The organism is Caenibius tardaugens NBRC 16725, assembly GCF_003860345.1.
In the GTDB taxonomy this organism is placed as follows: Bacteria; Pseudomonadota; Alphaproteobacteria; order Sphingomonadales; family Sphingomonadaceae; genus Caenibius; species Caenibius tardaugens.
On record NZ_CP034179.1, the window covers coordinates 3,174,940 to 3,190,655 of the forward strand.

The window sequence follows — 15,716 nt, forward strand, 5'->3', positions numbered from 1 at the left end:
GCTATTGCTCCGCGCCGGTGGCCGGTTTCGCGACGATTGCGGGACGCAGGCTCTGGAAAGCCCGGTCACCGCGCAGGGCGCTCCACCATGTTAACGGGTTGAGCGATTCCGTACCATCAAGCGAGAACGTGATGAATTCCGCGCGTCCGCCGATATTGGCAAGCGGGACAGGCCCGCCGAGGCCGCGTTCCCATGTGTCAGCCCGGCTGTCGGCCGAATGGTCGCGATTGTCGCCCATGAGGAAGACGTGGCCTTCGGGCACGGTGATTTCGGCCATATTGTCCAGCCGTTGCTGCATATGGTCGATCACCACGTAAGTCGCGCCATTGGGCATGGTTTCGCGCAGCACGGGCAGTTCACAGACTTCCTTGCCCGAAGGCTTGCGTACTTTCAGGCGGGGATAATCTTCCGGGGTGCAGGCCGCATTGGGATCGACAGGCAATTGCAGAGGTGGTTCAACAGCTTGGGGAACGGCTTTGCCATTGAGAATGATCTGTCCGTTGACCACCGCAATCCGGTCGCCCGGTAGGGCGACAACGCGTTTGATATAGTCTTCATCGCGATCGGGCGGTACGGCGATCACGATATCGCCATATTCCGGCGTGCGACCAAGGATGCGCCAGTTGCCGCGCGGGAGAACATGGAACGAGGCGGAAACCCAGCTCCAGCCATAGGGGTATTTGCTGACGACCAGACGGTCGCCCACCAGCAGGCTGGGCATCATCGATTGCGACGGAATATAGAAGGGCTTGGCCAGCAGACTATGGAACGCCACGACCGCCAGCAGCATAAGCGCCAGTCCGCGAAATTCCGCCAGCCAGTTGACCTTTTCGCGGGGCGGTTCGCCATTTTCGGGCGTGTCCGTCTTCACTTCGGGGTCGACATCGGGGGATGCCGCACTGTTTTCGTTAGGATTGGTCACAATATCCGTGCTTCTATGACGACGAAGGCCTGCGCCCATGGATGGTCGTCTGTGAGAGTAAGATGAATGACGGCCTGATGGCCTTCCGGGGTCATTGCTGCGAGCCGCGCAGCCGCGCCACCCGTCAGCGCCAGAGTCGGTGCACCGGATGGTGCGTTGACTACGCCGATGTCCTTCATGAACACCCCGGCGCGAAAACCGGTGCCGACCGCCTTGGAAAAAGCTTCCTTCGCGGCGAAGCGTTTGGCCAGCGTGCCTGCCTTGGTAAAGGGGCGGCGCGCGGCCTTGGTCTGCTCCACTTCGGTAAAAACGCGTTGTTCGAAGCGCATGCCGAAGCGATCAAGCGAGGCCTGAATCCGTTCAATATTGCACAGATCGGAACCCATACCGATAATCATGGCGCATCTCCGGTGGTGATCATCGCGCTTGGTCCATCAGGTCCCGCATCCGCCTCACGGCGGATTCGAGCCCGACAAACACCGCTTCCCCAATAAGATAGTGCCCAATGTTCAGTTCCGCCAACTGCGGAATTGCCGCGACCGGCTGCACATTGTCATATGTCAGGCCGTGGCCGGCGTGCGGTTCGATCCCGTTGCGGACGGCAAGGGCTGCCATGTCCGAAAGCCGGCGCAGTTCGGTGGCGCGTTCCTCGCCCGTCGCATGGGCATATTCGCCGGTGTGGAATTCGACGACGGGGGCCTGAAGCCGCATCGCTGCTTCCAGTTGCCGCACTTCCGGCCCGATAAACAGGCTGACCCGGATGCCCGCGTCGAGCAGCCGCCCCACGATAGGCGCGAGGTGATTGTGCTGTCCGGCCGCATCCAGCCCGCCTTCGGTCGTGCGTTCTTCCCGTTTTTCGGGGACAATGCAGGCCGCGTGCGGTTTGTGCCGCAGGGCAATGGCCAGCATTTCCTCTGTCGCGGCCATTTCCAGATTAAGCGGAAGGCCGGTTGCAGCCTGAATCCGCGCGAGATCCTCGTCACGGATATGGCGCCGATCCTCGCGAAGATGGGCGGTGATCCCGTCGCCGCCCACCGCTGCCACGATTTCTGCCGCGCGCACGGGATCGGGATGATCGCCGCCCCGTGCGTTCCGGATCGTCGCGACGTGATCGATATTGACGCCCAGCCGGAGCTTGCCCGGCTGGAAAGGGGAGGCGGTCATGCGCGAACTCTCAATTCTTCCGGCTGCCCGGCTTTATAATAGGGGTCGCAGCCAGTTCGGCAGGCACTTCGTCTTCGGCGTAAGTCGGGAAGTTCAGTTCCACCAGCGGGAAGAAGGGTACCTGGAAGGCTGCTGCTCCGCCCGAACGGTCCACCAGCGATGCGGCGGCAATGACCTGCCCGCCTTCGCTGGCGATCGCCCCCATCGCCTCGCGCGAGGACAGGCCGGTGGTGACCACGTCTTCGACAAGCAGCACTTTCTCGCCTTTGGCGAGGCCGAATCCCCGGCGAAATTCGAACGTGCCGGTGGGTCTTTCCACAAACATCGCGTCGACTCCCAGCGCGCGGCCCACTTCCTGGCCGATAATCACGCCGCCCATGGCCGGAGAGACCACTTTTGCGATCTGCTGGCGAATCTCGCGCGGAATCTTGTGGACCAGTGCAAGGGCGAGCCGCGCCGCGCGATCGGGGTTCATCAGGACGCGTGCGCACTGCAGATAATGCGCGCTGTGGCGGCCCGAAGAAAGCAGGAAATGGCCTTCAAGCAGGGCTTCGCTCGCGCGGAACTCGGAGAGTACCTCGTCTTCTGTCATGGTCGTTGTCTCGTCTGCCTCGCAGATGCGTTAGTGGTTGGACCGGCAGGCTTTGCCGGATACGGTCAAAAATATCCCTAGAAGCGCTTGAGGCATGGGGCAAGCGCGCGTATAGGGGCCCGCAATTCGTGCCCCGCAGGGGGGAGATTGGTGCTGCCTGCAGCCCGGAAAAATAAAGAGCGGAAAGCGTCGAAAAGATGAAGCTTGGTGAGTGGGCCCGCGATCGGGCGATGACCTTGACACACGGTGCGGCGGCGCTGGTACTCGCGGCCGTGCCGCAAGCAGTGCTGGCCCAGGACGCTGCACAGGCTGCTGCTGCGCCAGCCGCAGCACCTGCAACGGCCGCTCCTGCCGCCGATGCCGCGGCCGCAGCCGCTGCGCCCGTCGCAGAAGCCGTTGCGCGCATGGCGCCTACCCCCGGCAAGGGCATGCCGGTAGACGGGGGCATCTTCTTTCAGGACCAATATTCGCCGATTGGCGATTATGCGTTGTGGATGCACGATGCGGTGCTGATGCCGGTGATTACCGTGATCAGCCTGCTGGTTCTCGCGCTGCTGCTCTATGTGATCGTGCGGTTTAACCGCCGTGCGAACAAATCGCCTTCCAAGACCAGCCATAACACGCTGATCGAAGTGATCTGGACGCTGGTTCCGGTGCTGATTCTTGTCGGCATCGCGGTTCCTTCGATCGACCTTCTGGCCAAGCAGTACAAATCGCCGCCCGCCGATGCGCTGACGGTGAAGATCACCGGGAACCAGTGGTTCTGGACTTATGGCTTCCCTGACAACGGTGAAGTCGAATTCGACTCGAAGATGCTGAACGAACCGGGCTATCCCGTGATCAACGCTGGCGTTCGTGAAGTGGGTTCCGATCCGTCCGATGGTCCGCCGCAGCTCGAAGTCGACAATCGTCTGGTCCTGCCGGTCGGTGAGCCGATCCGTCTGCAGGTCACCGCGTCTGACGTGATCCACTCGTTCGCTATCCCGTCGCTCTGGTTCAAGCTTGACGCTGTCCCGGGTCGCCTCAACGAGAAGATGATCTTCATTAAGGAGCCGGGCGTCTATTACGGCCAGTGTTCCGAACTCTGCGGTGTGAAGCATGGTTTCATGCCGATCGCGATCCAGGCGATGCCGCGCGCCGAATTCAACAAGTGGCTGGTGTCCAAGGGTGGGACGGTCGAGAAGCCGAAGCCCGCAGCCGCTGCGGCAGCGCCTGCTGCGGAAGCACCCGCTCCTGCGGCCCCCGCTGCTGGCGCAGCTGCTCCGGCGGCAGCCCCTGCAGCGCCGGCTGCGGCACCCGCTGCCACTGAACCCGCGGCCCCTGCGGCCTGATATTAGCTATATAAGCATAAGGTTGAGCTGAATCATGGCTACCACCGCCGAAACCTTCCAAGGTCACGTTGATCATCACGATCACGCGCATGACCACGATCACAAGCCGGGCTTCTTTGCCCGCTGGTTCATGTCCACCAATCACAAGGACATTGGCACGCTCTATCTTATCTTCGCGATTTTCGCGGGGATTATCGGTGGTGCGATTTCGGGCATCATGCGTGCCGAACTGGCCGCGCCGGGCATCCAGTACCTCCAGTGGTGGACCGGATTTCTCGGTGGTGATGCGTCGAGCTTCGACGAAGCGCTGCATCTGTGGAACGTGCTGATCACGGCCCACGGTCTGATCATGGTGTTCTTCATGGTTATGCCCGCAGTGATCGGCGGTTTCGGCAACTGGTTCGTGCCGATCATGATCGGTGCGCCGGACATGGCCTTCCCGCGCATGAACAACGTGTCGTTCTGGCTGACGGTCATGGGCTTCTGCTCGCTGATGATCTCCCCGTTCGTGCCGGGTGGCACGGGTAACGGCGCGGGCGTGGGCTGGACAGTCTATGCCCCGCTTTCGACTTACGGGTCGCAGGGGCCGGCTGTGGACTTCGCGATTTTCGCGCTTCACCTTGCCGGTGCCGCGTCGATCATGGGTGCGATCAACTTCATCACCACGATCTTCAACATGCGTGCGCCGGGCATGACCCTGCACAAGATGCCGTTGTTCGTGTGGTCGGTGCTGGTTACCGCGTTCCTGCTGTTGCTTGCGCTCCCGGTTCTCGCAGCCGCGATTACCATGCTTCTGACCGACCGTAATTTCGGCACCACCTTCTTCGATCCCGCCGGCGGTGGCGATCCGGTGCTGTACCAGCACCTGTTCTGGTTCTTCGGTCACCCCGAAGTGTACATCATGATCCTGCCGGCATTCGGCATCATCAGCCAGATCGTTGCAACCTTCTCGAAGAAGCCGGTGTTCGGTTATCTCGGCATGGCCTACGCCATGGTCGCCATCGGCGTGGTCGGCTTCATCGTGTGGGCGCACCACATGTATACGACCGGTCTCGACGTAAACACGAAGATGTACTTCACCGCTGCGACGATGGTTATCGCCGTGCCGACCGGTGTGAAAATCTTCAGCTGGATCGCGACGATGTGGGGCGGTTCGCTCGAGTTCAAGAGCCCGATGGTCTGGGCCCTGGGCTTCATCTTCCTGTTCACGGTCGGTGGCGTCACCGGCGTCGTGCTCGCCAATGGCGGCGTCGACGACAACCTGCACGACACCTATTACGTGGTGGCGCACTTCCACTACGTGCTGTCGCTGGGCGCCGTGACGGGTCTGTTCGCCGGGTTCTACTACTGGTTCCCGAAGATGAGCGGCAAGATGTTCTCGGAGTTCCTCGCGCACCTGCACTTCTGGGTGTTCTTCGTGGGCGTGAACCTGATCTTCTTCCCGATGCACTTCCTTGGTCTTCAGGGCATGCCGCGCCGTTATCCGGACTATGTTGCTGCCTATGCACAGTGGAACCACGTTGCCACCATCGGCTACATGGTCATGGCTGCATCGCTGGTGATCTTCTTCATCAACGTCTTCTATGCCTTCCTTGCCGGTCGCAAAGCTGGCGACAATTACTGGGGTGAAGGTGCGACGACGCTGGAATGGACGCTGTCCAGCCCGCCGCCGTACCACCAGTTTGAAACGCTGCCGGTTATCGACGACAAATCGGCGCATTGATCATCGTGGCCCCGGTGCATGCCGGGGGCGCGACGGAAAAGAGTGGGGGCGCGCCGTATGCGGTGCGCCCTTGCCTTTAGGAATTGAGATGATGAGTACGAGCCACAGCGCGGTACAGCTTCCAGCCGATTGGCGCGATTTCTATGCGTTGACCAAGCCACGCGTCATCAGTCTGGTGGTGTTCACCGGCCTGTGCGGCCTGCTGGCCGCGCCGGGCGCGATCCATCCGGTGATCGCGTTTACGGCGATCCTGTGCATTGCGCTCGGGGCGGGCGGTGCCGCTGCACTCAATCAGTGGTGGGAAGCGGACATCGATGCGGGCATGCGGCGCACCGCCGATCGTCCGCTACCTGCTGGGCGCATGGATCGCACCAGCGCCCGTGATTTTGGCGTGGGCCTGTCTGTCGCTGCCGTGTTGCTCATGGGGGTGGCGGTAAATTGGCTCGCCGCCGTTATTCTGGCTATCTCGGTGATCTACTATGCCGTGGTCTACACGATCTGGCTTAAGCCGCGCACGCCGCAGAATATCGTAATCGGTGGCGGGGCAGGGGCTTTTCCACCGCTGATCGGCTGGGTGGCAGTGACGGGCGATATCACGCTGATGCCGGTCCTGTTGTTCGCGATCATTTTTTTCTGGACCCCGCCGCATTTCTGGGCGCTGGCGCTGTTCGTGCGTAGCGATTACGCCAAAGTCGGCATTCCGATGATGCCCGTGGTCGCGGGTGAAGCGTCCACGCGCAAACAGATTTTCGCTTATTGCCTGTTCCTTCTGCCGCTTTCGCTGGCGCCGTGGTTCATCGGGGGTACCGGCCTAGTCTATGCCGTGTGCGCCGGTCTGCTGTCGCTGGTATTCCTGTTGCTGTCCGTACCGGTTATGCTGCGTCGGAGCACCGGGGATGACGACAAGATGCGCCCTGAAAAGCGGCTTTTTGCCTATAGCGTCATCTATCTTTTCGCGATCTTCGCCGCATTGGTTGCGGATCGCTGGATTTCGGTGCAGGGGTTGCTGCCATGAACGGACAATTCGAACCTGACGAAGAATACAAGCGGCGCCAGAAGGCGCGCAATCTTGTGGTTGGATTGCTGTTGGGCGCCTTTGTCGTCCTGCTGTTCGCGATCACGATCGTACGGATGAAGGAATCGCTGTGACCAGCGCAACGCTCAGCCAGAAGAACCGGAAGATCGGGCTGATTTTTCTTGGCGTGGCGGCAGCCATGCTGGCGCTGGGCTTCGCGTCCGCGCCGCTTTATCGCCTGTTTTGTCAAGTCACCGGTTTTGGCGGGACGACGCAGAAAGTCACTGCCGCAGAGGCGAGCAAGGTGCGCGCCGCCGGGTCGATGATTTCCGTCCGGTTTGACGGGAACGTTGCCCCCGATGTGCCCTGGACGTTCCATCCGGAACGCTCGACTGACACGATTCAACTGGGGCAGCGCGATCTGGCGTTTTTCGTGGCGCGCAACAATTCCGACAAGCCGATTACGGGCACGGCGACATTCAATGTCGAACCCGAACAGACCGGCCAGTATTTCAACAAAATTCAGTGTTTCTGCTTTACCGAACAGACACTTCAGCCGGGTGAGGAAGTCCGCATGCCGGTGTTGTTCTATGTCGATCCCAAAATCGCAAACGACCCGAATGCGAGGGATGTGCAGCAGATTACTCTGAGCTATACCTTCCACAAGGCAGAGGACAGCCCATCCTAACCTCTGGACCACCGGGAAACAGAACGATAAGGGGCGCTGGGTAAAGGGGAAGCCCCGAAAGATCAGGAAGCATGTTTCATGGCTGCTACAAAGAACCACGATTATCACATTCTGCCACCTGACATCTGGCCGTTGGTCGCGTCGCTGTCGGCGTTTACCTTCACCACGGGCATGGTGCTGTTCATGCACGAACTGCCGTTCGGCAAGTACGTCCTGTTGCTGGGCGTGTTGGGCCTGGCGCTGACATTCTTCAGCTGGTTCTCGAAAGTCGTGAACGAAGCGCAGTCGGGTGATCACACGCCGGTGGTGCAGTTGCACAACCGTTACGGCATGATCCTGTTCATCGCTTCGGAAGTCATGTTCTTCGTGGGCTGGTTCTGGGCATGGTTCGATTTCGCGCTGTTCCCGTCGCAACTGGCGGAAGTGGTTGGCGGTCAGTTCCCGCCCAAGGGGATTGAAGCGGTGATGAATCCGTTCGATCTGCCGCTGATCAATACCCTGATCCTGCTGTGTTCGGGCACCACCGTAACCTGGGCGCACCACAGCCTGATCCATGGCGATCGCGATGGGCTGAAGAAGGGTCTGTGGGCGACGGTCCTGCTCGGTATCCTGTTTACCTGCATTCAGGCCTACGAATACGCGCACGCGCCGTTTGGTTTCGGTGGCAACACCTATAGCTCGGCCTTTTACATGGCGACCGGGTTCCACGGGTTCCACGTTCTGGTCGGTACGATCTTCCTGATCGTCTGTCTGCGCCGCACCTATCTGGGTCACTTCACGCCGCGTCAGCACTTCGGTTTCGAAGCGGCGGCATGGTACTGGCACTTCGTTGACGTCGTGTGGCTGTTCCTGTTTGTCACCGTCTATGTATGGGGCAGCTGGGGCGCGCCGGTTCACTGATGGGTGAACGGCAAGTCTGATGACTGATTTGCAACCGCAAACGAAAGGGCAGCCCTCGCTTGGCGAGGCTGCCCTTTTCGGTCTCTGCCCGCGCTGCGGTGCGAAAACGCTGTTTGCCGGTCCGGTGCGCTTTGCCGAGCGGTGCCGCGCCTGTGCGCTCGATTACGCAAACTTCAATGTCGGCGATGGCCCGGCTGCGTTTCTCACCCTGCTGATCGGTGGATTGATCACGGGGCTGGCCCTGTGGTTGCAGGTCGCGGTTGCGCCGCCGTTCTGGGTGCACATTATCCTGTGGGTTCCGTTGACAGTAGCGGCGGTGCTTCTGGGCTTGCGCGCGGCCAAGTCGGCCTTGCTCTACATGGAATATGCGCGCGGCGCCCGGGAAGCGGGCGGCAAAGATCTGCGCGACGAATGATCCGGCGACTGCCCGTCTTGCCCACGCTGCTCGTTTTGGTGGCTGTGGGGGTGATGATCGCCCTGGGGGTATGGCAGTTGCAGCGCGCCACCTGGAAAGAGGCGCTGCTTGGCCGCTATGACGCGGCGATCAAGATTTCCGCGGAGGTTCCGTTCCCCTACGCAGCATCGGCGCGCGAGGCGGCGCTCTATCATCACAGCAGCGTGACGTGCCTGCGCGTGCTGGCCCGCAATGCCATTGCCGGGCGCAATGATAAGGGCGAAGCGGGCATTGCGCAGACGGCCTTGTGCGAAACGCCTGATGGCCAGGCGGAGATCGGGCTGGGCTGGTCGCGCGATCCGGCCATGCCGGAATGGGGTGGCGGGCCGGTAAGCGGGATTATCGCCCCTGCCGGTGAGGGTGTGCGCCTGATCGTCAGCCCACCGCAGATTGGCCTTGCGCAGCTGGCGCAACCCGATCCGCACGATATTCCCAACAACCATCGCGGTTATGCGATGCAGTGGTTCTTCTTCGCGGCGGCGGCGCTGGTCATCTATGGCCTCGCCCTACGGCGGAAGTTGGCGGGCGCATCCGGTCAGGTGGCCTAGGCCATCGGCAGAGGCGTGAGCTTTGCCGCGGTACGCCACAGCCTGCCTGCTGTTGCGCCAACGCAGTCACGGCGCGTCAATAACAGTTGACGATCGATGCGATGTCAACGATTGTTGACGCATGCTCGATCGAGAACGACTCCCATCACCCGACCAGCCAGAGGAAGCGTTGGCGGCGGTCGTTGCCCTGCGGCGTCTGGCGGACCTGCTTGAACGTAAAGCCGTTCGTGCCGCTTTGATGCAGGGGTGGAGTTGGGCGAAGATCGCACAGGCGCTCGGTGTTTCGAAGCAGGCGGCACACAAGCGCCTGTCCGACATCAAGACCATCCCCGACCATGTAGAGGAGTGAAACATGCTGAAGGGCATCAAACGCCGCATAGCCAGTATCCGCACGATCAGGACCTTGTGCGAAACGGCGGAGAGGCTTGCGCTGGACGATCAGCAGCATGAGGCGGGTGCGGAGCACTTTCTGCTTGCCGCGCTCGAACTTCCTGACAATTCGGCACGGCGCGCATTTGAGGCGGTGGGTGCCGATCCCGCGGCGTTCCGATCGGCAGTTCACCGGCAGTATGAAAGCGCGTTGGCGGGCATGGGCATGGCATTTCCCGAGCCCGAGGCGCTGCCCAGGCGGAAGGGTATTTATAACGCCTCCGCTTCAGGCCGTGTGGTGATGAACAATCTTGCCGTCCACCGCAAAGCGCACAACCCGCTCTTGGCTGCACATGTCGTGGAAGCGGTAGCCACGATGGAGCAGGGCGTGGCTGCGCGTGCTTTACGGGACATGGGGTTGGACAGAAACGCGTTGGCGGCGGCGGCCAGGGATGTCGCCTTGTCCCGTCCGAAATGAAGGGCGGCCGTCGCCCCCCAGCGATTCCCTGAACATTAGCGCGCGGCGGGCAATACAGGCGGGCGTATTACGGTTTCTTCCTGCCCTGTTGATCGATCAGGACAGCCTGTTGCCATCGCCCCGGTGCCTTGTCCGTGCGATGGATACAGCCGACCCAACAACAGGGCCGTTTCTTGCCTTCCAGCAATTCTTCACGGGTCCGTTCAATGCGGCGCTGGCGAGTCTTCGCCTGCTTCGCATCATCGACCCAGCAGATGAATTCATTGCGGCCGAGCGGTGTCAGGTTTTGCCACAGCAGCAATACGCCCGGGTCGGCCTGCAAGGCCTCGCGCAGGTCGTCACCTGCCTGATGCACCGTGCCATGCGGAAAATTATCTGCCACAAGAACCTCCAGATCACGGGGAGCCATAGCGGACGCAACGGGGCTTAAACGATCTGCCACGACGCTATTTGTAAAACCCGTCACGCATGCGGATGCCATGTTCGATCCACATTTTCAGCGCGCAGATCACGTGGCTCCAGCCCATGCAATTGCCATAGCTGGCATCCAGCCCGGCCTGCGTTTCCTTCCAGCCTTCCTCGCTGATTTCGACCAGTGTCACACCATTTCCGCAATCGCTGAAATGCATGGTCACTTCGGTTTGCGATCCTTCGGCCTCCGCGTTGCCCCAGCGGAGCACGATCAGGCTGTTCTCGACCAGATCGACGACCTCCACCGGGAAAGCGCCGGGAAAGTCCGCGAAATCCCATGTCACCACGGCCCCTTTCTCCAGCCTGCCCTGCGCGCCACCGGTGGTGAAATACTGCGCGAGCTGATCGGGGTTCACCACCGCTTCGAAAACCTCGGGAACCGGGCGGGCGATCCTGCCAAAAACCCTGAATTTCAACTGCATGGCCGTCTCCTTCAGAGTCTTCTATAGCACGGCTGGACCCAAACGGTGGCATGCCGTGGTTCGCGCGCAAGTCCATGCCATTGCCGTGCGACCGGCCATAGGGCCACTTGCTCTCAAACTGGCCAGCGACTAAGGCCCGCGGCCATGCAGTATGTCTCTACCCGCGGCAGCGCTCCGGCGCTCGATTTCGAAGGCGTCACGCTGGCTGGCCTGGCATCGGACGGTGGTCTCTATATTCCGGCGGAATGGCCCCGCTTTTCCGAAGCCGAGATTGCGGCACTGGCCGGGCTTCCTTATGCGCAGCTCGCCGCGCGGGTCATGCAGCCTTTCGTGGGCGACAGCCTGACGCCGGAAAAACTGCTGGAACTGTGCGAAAAGGCTTATGGCCGGTTTGCGCACAAGGCCGTGACCCCGCTGGTGCAACTGGACGAACAGAACTGGCTGCTGGAACTGTTCCACGGGCCGACACTGGCGTTCAAGGATGTCGCGCTGCAATTGCTGGGCCTGCTGTTCGAGGAATTCCTGTCGCGCAGCGATGCCCGGCTGACCATTGTCGGGGCGACCAGCGGTGATACCGGATCGGCGGCGATCGATGCCGTGGCCGGGCGCGATCGCGTGGATATCTTCATGCTGCACCCCAATGGCCGGGTCAGCGATGTGCAGCGTCGCCAGATGACGACGGTGCTTTCGCCCAATGTCTACAATATCGCCATCGACGGCAGCTTTGACGATGCGCAGGCGATGGTGAAGCGCATGTTTGGCGATAGGGCGATGACCGATCGTTTCCGCATCAGTGCGGTCAATTCGATCAACTGGGCCCGCCTGATGGCGCAGGTCGTCTATTATTTTGCGGTGGGCGTGCAACTGGGCGCCCCGCATCGCAAGATCGCCTTCAGCGTGCCCACGGGCAATTTTGGGGATGTCTTCGCCGGCTATGTCGCCGCGCAGATGGGCCTGCCGGTGGAAAAGCTGATTGTTGCCACCAATGTGAACGACATCCTCCATCGCGCGCTGTCCAGCGGGGATTATTCGACCGGCACCGTGACACCCACCGCTGCGCCGTCGATGGATATTCAGGTCAGCTCGAACTTCGAGCGCCTGCTGTTTGATGTGGGCGGGCGCGATGGCGTGGCGCTGGCCGAACAGATGCGCGGATTCGAGGCGACCAAGGCCATGCAGCTGACCAATCAGCAGCGCGAAGGCGCAGCGGCGCTGTTCACCAGCGCCCGGGCCGACCCCGATCAGATGACACAGGCGATTCGCTGGGCTTACGAAGAGTGCGGCGAAGTGATCGATCCGCATACCGCAATCGGCCTGCATGCCGCGCGCAACGCCGGGATCGATCCCGCGGTGCCCGTCGTCACCCTGGCTACCGCGCATCCGGCCAAGTTCCGCGATGCGGTCGAACGCGCAACGGGCACCCGCCCGACGCTGCCGACCCGGATCGGTGACCTGTTCGAACGGGAAGAACGCTATGCCGAGCTTCCCGGCGATTATGACGCGATTGCCGCCTATGTCGCGGAGCACGCGACTCCGAACGGCTGACCGGGCAGATGGCGGCGCTTGAATCCCGTCCGCTGATCCTTGCCGGAGAAGGGTGGGCGGATTACGGCCTCGTCGATAGCGGCGATGGTCGCAAACTCGAACGCTATGGCCCGCATCGTTTTATCCGCCCCGAACCGCAGGCCTTGTGGCGGCCCCGGCAGGCGGAATGGGATGCGGATGGCGAATTCGTGCCCGGCGCGGACGAGGATGGCGGCGGCCGCTGGCAGTTTTCCCGCCCGACCCCGCGCGATGGCTGGCCGCTGGCATGGCCCAACGGGCCGGATACCGTGCGGTTTACCGGGCAGTGTACGCCGTTCCGGCATCTCGGCTTTTTTCCCGATATGGCCCCGGTGTGGGACTGGATGGGGCAACAGCTGGCGGGCAAGGAAAACGCCAGCACGCTCAACCTGTTTGGCTATACCGGGGTCGGCACGCTGGCACTGAGCCGGTTTGGACCGGTTACCCATGTCGATGCCTCGAAGAAGTCCGTGGCGCAGGCGCGCGAAAACGCCACGCTTTCCGGCATGGACGATCGCCCGGTGCGCTGGCTGGTGGATGACGCGGCCAAGTTCGCCGCACGCGAGGTGCGGCGTGAAAAGCGCTATGACGGGATCATTCTCGACCCGCCGAAATTCGGCCGTGGCCCCAATGGCGAAGTCTGGCGACTGGAAGACAACCTGCCGGGGTTGATGGCCGATTGCCGCCGCCTGCTGGACGCGGACAGTCGTTTCCTGTTCCTGACCGTCTATGCGGTACGCATGTCCAGTCTGGCGCTGGCGGGCCTTCTGGCCGAACTGTTTGCCGATCTGCCGGGCACGGTGGAACACGGCGATCTGGCTGTGCGCGAAGATGGCGAGACGGGCAGGCTTCTGCCCACGGCGATCTTCGCCCGCTGGAGGAACGGCTGATGCGCGCGCTGGGCTTCGGTCTGGCTTTGGCGTTGCTGTTCGGGGCGACCGGGCCTGTCGGGGCAGGCGATCGGCAAACTGTGCCCGCACGCGGGCTGTGGCTGGAAGATATTCCCTTGTGCCGCGACACGGTGATCGGTGCGTCACAGGAGCCGGATAGTATGGGCCAGCCGGACACACTGTCCATCGAACTGACGGCAGAGGCCGGCGCGCGACTGGCGCGGCTGACATCGCAGCACGTCGGGCAGCCGATCACCATCTGGCTTGACGGGGACGTGCTGATCCAGCCTCACGTGCAGGAGCCGATCGGCGGGGGCAGACTGTCGCTTTCCGGCCTTGCCGAAGATGAACTGGCGCGCGTCAACACCGCGGCATTTGCCGTTTGCCCGGACACTGACGGCAATGCCCCGCCCGCATCCGTGCCTGTACCCGCCTCACCCTAATGCCCGATTGGACCCCAAATGCCTGACAGCCTGATTCTTGAAGTCGCCGATTTCGAACATAATGTGCTGACTGGCATCTATTCGGAAGAAACCGGCAGGCCGCAGCCACTCCGCTTCACGATTACGGTGCGCTACAAGGTGTCGGACCGCTACACGCCCGAAACCCCGCTGTCGGAAAGCAAGAACTACATGGATCTCAAGTTCGCGGCGTCGGAAGCGCTGCCGCAGGGGGTGCATTTCAAACTGATTGAGGCGGTGGCCGATCATGTCTGCGAAACCCTGTTCCTGCAGGATGCGAAAGTGCAGGCGGTGACTGTGAAGATCGTCAAACTGGCCATTGCCGAACACAACGAGAAGATCGGCATCACGCTGCACCGGGAACGGCGCTGAGCTAATGCAGGCGGTCTATCGCATAGGGGGCTTGCCCGAAGGCGCGCCGCATGCATCGGCCGCGTTTCATGCCGATCATGCGGCGGCAATCGCGGATCGGCTGGCGGATGCCCCGGAATCGCTGGTGATCGTGTTCCCCCGGGCAAGTTACGATCACCGGGGTTGGCGCCGGGCCGCGATTGCCGATCTGGCCCGTGCCCATGCGCCGGTGCGCGTGAATGGGCTGGTCGATGGCGATCCGGCGGCGATGGCGCGTACGCTGGCCTTTCTTGAAATGGCCAAAGGTGTGACCGGTCAGTTGCTGGCCGTGGATGGTGCTGCCGCATAAAATCCGGCATGATGCCTGTATGAATGCAACGGGCCCACTGGTTGACGCATTTAACCGACGCATCACCTATCTGCGGCTTTCGGTTACGGATCGCTGCGATTTGCGGTGTTCTTACTGCATGCCTGAACAGATGGGCTTCCTCCCGCGCAAGGATGTGCTGAGCCTGGAGGAACTGCATCGGCTGGCGCTGGGCTTCATGGACCGGGGGATTCGCAAGATCCGGATCACCGGGGGCGAACCGCTGGTGCGGCGCGATGTGGTGGAACTGATCCATGCCTTGGGGCGCCGGATCGGCAACGGTCTCGACGAACTGACGCTGACGACCAACGGCACACAATTGGCCCATCATGCCGATGCATTGGCAGTGGCGGGGGTGCGCCGGGTGAATGTCTCGCTCGATACGCGCGATCCGGTGTTGTTTGCGCAGATCACCCGGCGTGACCGCCTGGCCGATGTGCTGGAAGGGATCGCTGCGGCACGGGCTGCGGGCCTGCAGGTCAAGATCAACACGGTCGCGCTCAGGGGCCTGAACGAGGGGGAATTGCCCGATATGATCGCCTGGGCGCATGGGCAGGGCCACGATATGACCCTGATCGAAGTCATGCCCCTGGGTGTGGTGGAAAGCGATCGGGTCGATCATTACCTGCCGCTGACCGCCGTGCGCGACAGTCTCGACCGTCGCTGGACGCTCACCTCCAGCGCGCATCGCACGGGCGGCCCCGCGCGCTATGTCGATATTGCGGAAACCGGCGGCAGGCTGGGGTTCATCACCCCGCTGACCAACAATTTCTGCGATGGGTGCAATCGTATCCGCGTGACCACCACGGGGCAGCTCTACGCCTGTCTGGGCGGGGCGGAGATGGTTGACCTGCGCGACGCCTTGCGATCGGACAATCCAGATGCGCGCCTTGCCGAGGCGCTCGATCAGGCGATGCGGATCAAGCCGGAAAAACATCACTTCCGCATTGACGGGCGCGGCGCGGCACCTGCACAGCCGCGGCATATGTCGGTCACGGGCGGCTGAA

Annotated in this window: 22 protein-coding genes; 16 read left to right on the top strand and 6 right to left on the bottom strand. The window is 62.0% G+C overall.

Translation table 11 applies throughout. The features are described from left to right. Position 1: 1 nt before the first annotated feature. Genes lepB through pyrE form a run of 4 tightly spaced genes read right to left on the bottom strand, consistent with a single transcriptional unit; the run spans position 2 to position 2,678 of the window. Positions 2 to 922 (bottom strand): signal peptidase I, encoded by a 921-nt coding sequence (gene lepB / locus EGO55_RS14890; protein ID WP_021688584.1) that lies wholly within the window; start codon positions 920 to 922, stop codon positions 2 to 4. Further along, positions 919 to 1,320 (bottom strand): holo-ACP synthase, encoded by a 402-nt coding sequence (gene acpS, locus EGO55_RS14895; RefSeq protein ID WP_021688583.1) that lies wholly within the window; start codon positions 1,318 to 1,320, stop codon positions 919 to 921. Before acpS ends, lepB begins: the two co-directional genes overlap by 4 nt. 19 nt (positions 1,321 to 1,339) lie before the next feature. Beyond that, positions 1,340 to 2,086 carry a pyridoxine 5'-phosphate synthase gene (locus EGO55_RS14900; RefSeq protein WP_021688582.1) on the bottom strand — a complete coding sequence of 249 codons (747 nt, stop codon included), beginning with the start codon at positions 2,084 to 2,086 and terminating at the stop codon, positions 1,340 to 1,342. Positions 2,087 to 2,096: 10 nt separating this feature from the next. Further along, positions 2,097 to 2,678, bottom strand: coding sequence for an orotate phosphoribosyltransferase (gene pyrE, locus EGO55_RS14905; protein ID WP_021688581.1), 582 nt, complete (start codon positions 2,676 to 2,678; stop codon positions 2,097 to 2,099). Between the two features lie 230 nt (positions 2,679 to 2,908). Here pyrE and coxB point away from each other — a divergent pair, with 230 nt between their 5' ends. The 10 genes from coxB to EGO55_RS14950 all read left to right on the top strand — a co-directional run bounded on the left by coxB (position 2,909) and on the right by EGO55_RS14950 (position 10,184). Next, on the top strand, positions 2,909 to 4,009 hold the full coding sequence (gene coxB / locus EGO55_RS14910) for a cytochrome c oxidase subunit II (RefSeq protein ID WP_040714828.1): 1,101 nt from the start codon (positions 2,909 to 2,911) through the stop codon (positions 4,007 to 4,009). Between the two features lie 34 nt (positions 4,010 to 4,043). After that, the gene (gene ctaD, locus EGO55_RS14915; protein WP_021688579.1) at positions 4,044 to 5,732 is read left to right on the top strand and encodes a cytochrome c oxidase subunit I; all 1,689 of its coding nucleotides are present in this window, start codon (positions 4,044 to 4,046) and stop codon (positions 5,730 to 5,732) included. Positions 5,733 to 5,820: 88 nt separating this feature from the next. Next, the gene (locus EGO55_RS14920) at positions 5,821 to 6,747 is read left to right on the top strand and encodes a heme o synthase (RefSeq protein WP_040714635.1); all 927 of its coding nucleotides are present in this window, start codon (positions 5,821 to 5,823) and stop codon (positions 6,745 to 6,747) included. Further along, positions 6,744 to 6,881, top strand: coding sequence for a hypothetical protein (locus tag EGO55_RS20695; RefSeq protein WP_169727736.1), 138 nt, complete (start codon positions 6,744 to 6,746; stop codon positions 6,879 to 6,881). Before EGO55_RS14920 ends, EGO55_RS20695 begins: the two co-directional genes overlap by 4 nt. Beyond that, on the top strand, positions 6,878 to 7,435 hold the full coding sequence (locus EGO55_RS14925; protein WP_021688577.1) for a cytochrome c oxidase assembly protein: 558 nt from the start codon (positions 6,878 to 6,880) through the stop codon (positions 7,433 to 7,435). The genes EGO55_RS20695 and EGO55_RS14925 overlap by 4 nt, the downstream gene beginning before the upstream one ends. A gap of 78 nt (positions 7,436 to 7,513) precedes the next feature. Then, complete coding sequence (locus EGO55_RS14930; RefSeq protein ID WP_021688576.1) at positions 7,514 to 8,335, top strand: cytochrome c oxidase subunit 3; 822 nt, start codon at positions 7,514 to 7,516, stop codon at positions 8,333 to 8,335. Between the two features lie 19 nt (positions 8,336 to 8,354). Then, complete coding sequence (locus tag EGO55_RS14935) at positions 8,355 to 8,750, top strand: DUF983 domain-containing protein (RefSeq protein WP_021688575.1); 396 nt, start codon at positions 8,355 to 8,357, stop codon at positions 8,748 to 8,750. Continuing rightward, positions 8,747 to 9,337 carry an SURF1 family protein gene (locus tag EGO55_RS14940; RefSeq protein ID WP_021688574.1) on the top strand — a complete coding sequence of 197 codons (591 nt, stop codon included), beginning with the start codon at positions 8,747 to 8,749 and terminating at the stop codon, positions 9,335 to 9,337. The genes EGO55_RS14935 and EGO55_RS14940 overlap by 4 nt, the downstream gene beginning before the upstream one ends. Positions 9,338 to 9,458: 121 nt before the next feature. Continuing rightward, positions 9,459 to 9,686, top strand: coding sequence for an ECF-type sigma factor (locus EGO55_RS14945; protein WP_021688573.1), 228 nt, complete (start codon positions 9,459 to 9,461; stop codon positions 9,684 to 9,686). Between the two features lie 3 nt (positions 9,687 to 9,689). Continuing rightward, the gene (locus tag EGO55_RS14950) at positions 9,690 to 10,184 is read left to right on the top strand and encodes a Clp protease N-terminal domain-containing protein (RefSeq protein ID WP_021688572.1); all 495 of its coding nucleotides are present in this window, start codon (positions 9,690 to 9,692) and stop codon (positions 10,182 to 10,184) included. Positions 10,185 to 10,251: 67 nt separating this feature from the next. Here the strand turns inward: EGO55_RS14950 and EGO55_RS14955 are convergent, their stop codons facing one another. After that, entirely contained in the window at positions 10,252 to 10,566 is a 315-nt protein-coding gene (locus tag EGO55_RS14955) for a YdeI/OmpD-associated family protein (RefSeq protein WP_021688571.1), read from the bottom strand. A gap of 64 nt (positions 10,567 to 10,630) precedes the next feature. Beyond that, positions 10,631 to 11,077, bottom strand: coding sequence for an SRPBCC domain-containing protein (locus EGO55_RS14960; protein WP_021688570.1), 447 nt, complete (start codon positions 11,075 to 11,077; stop codon positions 10,631 to 10,633). 144 nt (positions 11,078 to 11,221) lie between these two features. Between EGO55_RS14960 and thrC the strand changes: the two genes are divergently transcribed. From thrC to moaA, 6 genes are read left to right on the top strand one after another with little or no spacing between them, the layout of a single operon-like run. Further along, positions 11,222 to 12,622: a threonine synthase gene (gene thrC / locus EGO55_RS14965; RefSeq protein ID WP_021688569.1), complete on the top strand. Its 1,401-nt coding sequence runs from the start codon at positions 11,222 to 11,224 to the stop codon at positions 12,620 to 12,622. A gap of 8 nt (positions 12,623 to 12,630) precedes the next feature. After that, positions 12,631 to 13,530 carry a class I SAM-dependent methyltransferase gene (locus EGO55_RS14970; RefSeq protein ID WP_021688568.1) on the top strand — a complete coding sequence of 300 codons (900 nt, stop codon included), beginning with the start codon at positions 12,631 to 12,633 and terminating at the stop codon, positions 13,528 to 13,530. Beyond that, on the top strand, positions 13,530 to 13,973 hold the full coding sequence (locus EGO55_RS14975) for a SecDF P1 head subdomain-containing protein (protein ID WP_021688567.1): 444 nt from the start codon (positions 13,530 to 13,532) through the stop codon (positions 13,971 to 13,973). The genes EGO55_RS14970 and EGO55_RS14975 overlap by 1 nt, the downstream gene beginning before the upstream one ends. A gap of 18 nt (positions 13,974 to 13,991) precedes the next feature. After that, positions 13,992 to 14,363 (top strand): dihydroneopterin aldolase, encoded by a 372-nt coding sequence (locus tag EGO55_RS14980; RefSeq protein WP_021688566.1) that lies wholly within the window; start codon positions 13,992 to 13,994, stop codon positions 14,361 to 14,363. A gap of 4 nt (positions 14,364 to 14,367) precedes the next feature. Beyond that, positions 14,368 to 14,691 carry a Rossmann fold domain-containing protein gene (locus tag EGO55_RS14985; protein WP_021688565.1) on the top strand — a complete coding sequence of 108 codons (324 nt, stop codon included), beginning with the start codon at positions 14,368 to 14,370 and terminating at the stop codon, positions 14,689 to 14,691. Positions 14,692 to 14,710: 19 nt separating this feature from the next. Next, positions 14,711 to 15,715 carry a GTP 3',8-cyclase MoaA gene (gene moaA, locus EGO55_RS14990; RefSeq protein ID WP_021688564.1) on the top strand — a complete coding sequence of 335 codons (1,005 nt, stop codon included), beginning with the start codon at positions 14,711 to 14,713 and terminating at the stop codon, positions 15,713 to 15,715. Position 15,716 lies beyond the last annotated feature (1 nt).

Coding starts and splice junctions, on each gene's coding strand:
- EGO55_RS14945 (WP_021688573.1), top strand. CDS start 9,459: ATGCTCGATCGAGAACGACTCCCATCACCCGACCAGCCAGAGGAAGCG.
- moaA (WP_021688564.1), top strand. CDS start 14,711: ATGAATGCAACGGGCCCACTGGTTGACGCATTTAACCGACGCATCACC.
- thrC (WP_021688569.1), top strand. CDS start 11,222: ATGCAGTATGTCTCTACCCGCGGCAGCGCTCCGGCGCTCGATTTCGAA.
- EGO55_RS14970 (WP_021688568.1), top strand. CDS start 12,631: ATGGCGGCGCTTGAATCCCGTCCGCTGATCCTTGCCGGAGAAGGGTGG.
- EGO55_RS14935 (WP_021688575.1), top strand. CDS start 8,355: ATGACTGATTTGCAACCGCAAACGAAAGGGCAGCCCTCGCTTGGCGAG.
- ctaD (WP_021688579.1), top strand. CDS start 4,044: ATGGCTACCACCGCCGAAACCTTCCAAGGTCACGTTGATCATCACGAT.
- EGO55_RS14940 (WP_021688574.1), top strand. CDS start 8,747: ATGATCCGGCGACTGCCCGTCTTGCCCACGCTGCTCGTTTTGGTGGCT.
- pyrE (WP_021688581.1), bottom strand. CDS start 2,678: ATGACAGAAGACGAGGTACTCTCCGAGTTCCGCGCGAGCGAAGCCCTG.
- EGO55_RS14975 (WP_021688567.1), top strand. CDS start 13,530: ATGCGCGCGCTGGGCTTCGGTCTGGCTTTGGCGTTGCTGTTCGGGGCG.
- coxB (WP_040714828.1), top strand. CDS start 2,909: ATGACCTTGACACACGGTGCGGCGGCGCTGGTACTCGCGGCCGTGCCG.
- EGO55_RS14900 (WP_021688582.1), bottom strand. CDS start 2,086: ATGACCGCCTCCCCTTTCCAGCCGGGCAAGCTCCGGCTGGGCGTCAAT.
- EGO55_RS14930 (WP_021688576.1), top strand. CDS start 7,514: ATGGCTGCTACAAAGAACCACGATTATCACATTCTGCCACCTGACATC.
- EGO55_RS20695 (WP_169727736.1), top strand. CDS start 6,744: ATGAACGGACAATTCGAACCTGACGAAGAATACAAGCGGCGCCAGAAG.
- EGO55_RS14950 (WP_021688572.1), top strand. CDS start 9,690: ATGCTGAAGGGCATCAAACGCCGCATAGCCAGTATCCGCACGATCAGG.
- EGO55_RS14920 (WP_040714635.1), top strand. CDS start 5,821: ATGATGAGTACGAGCCACAGCGCGGTACAGCTTCCAGCCGATTGGCGC.
- EGO55_RS14980 (WP_021688566.1), top strand. CDS start 13,992: ATGCCTGACAGCCTGATTCTTGAAGTCGCCGATTTCGAACATAATGTG.
- acpS (WP_021688583.1), bottom strand. CDS start 1,320: ATGATTATCGGTATGGGTTCCGATCTGTGCAATATTGAACGGATTCAG.
- EGO55_RS14985 (WP_021688565.1), top strand. CDS start 14,368: ATGCAGGCGGTCTATCGCATAGGGGGCTTGCCCGAAGGCGCGCCGCAT.
- EGO55_RS14960 (WP_021688570.1), bottom strand. CDS start 11,077: ATGCAGTTGAAATTCAGGGTTTTTGGCAGGATCGCCCGCCCGGTTCCC.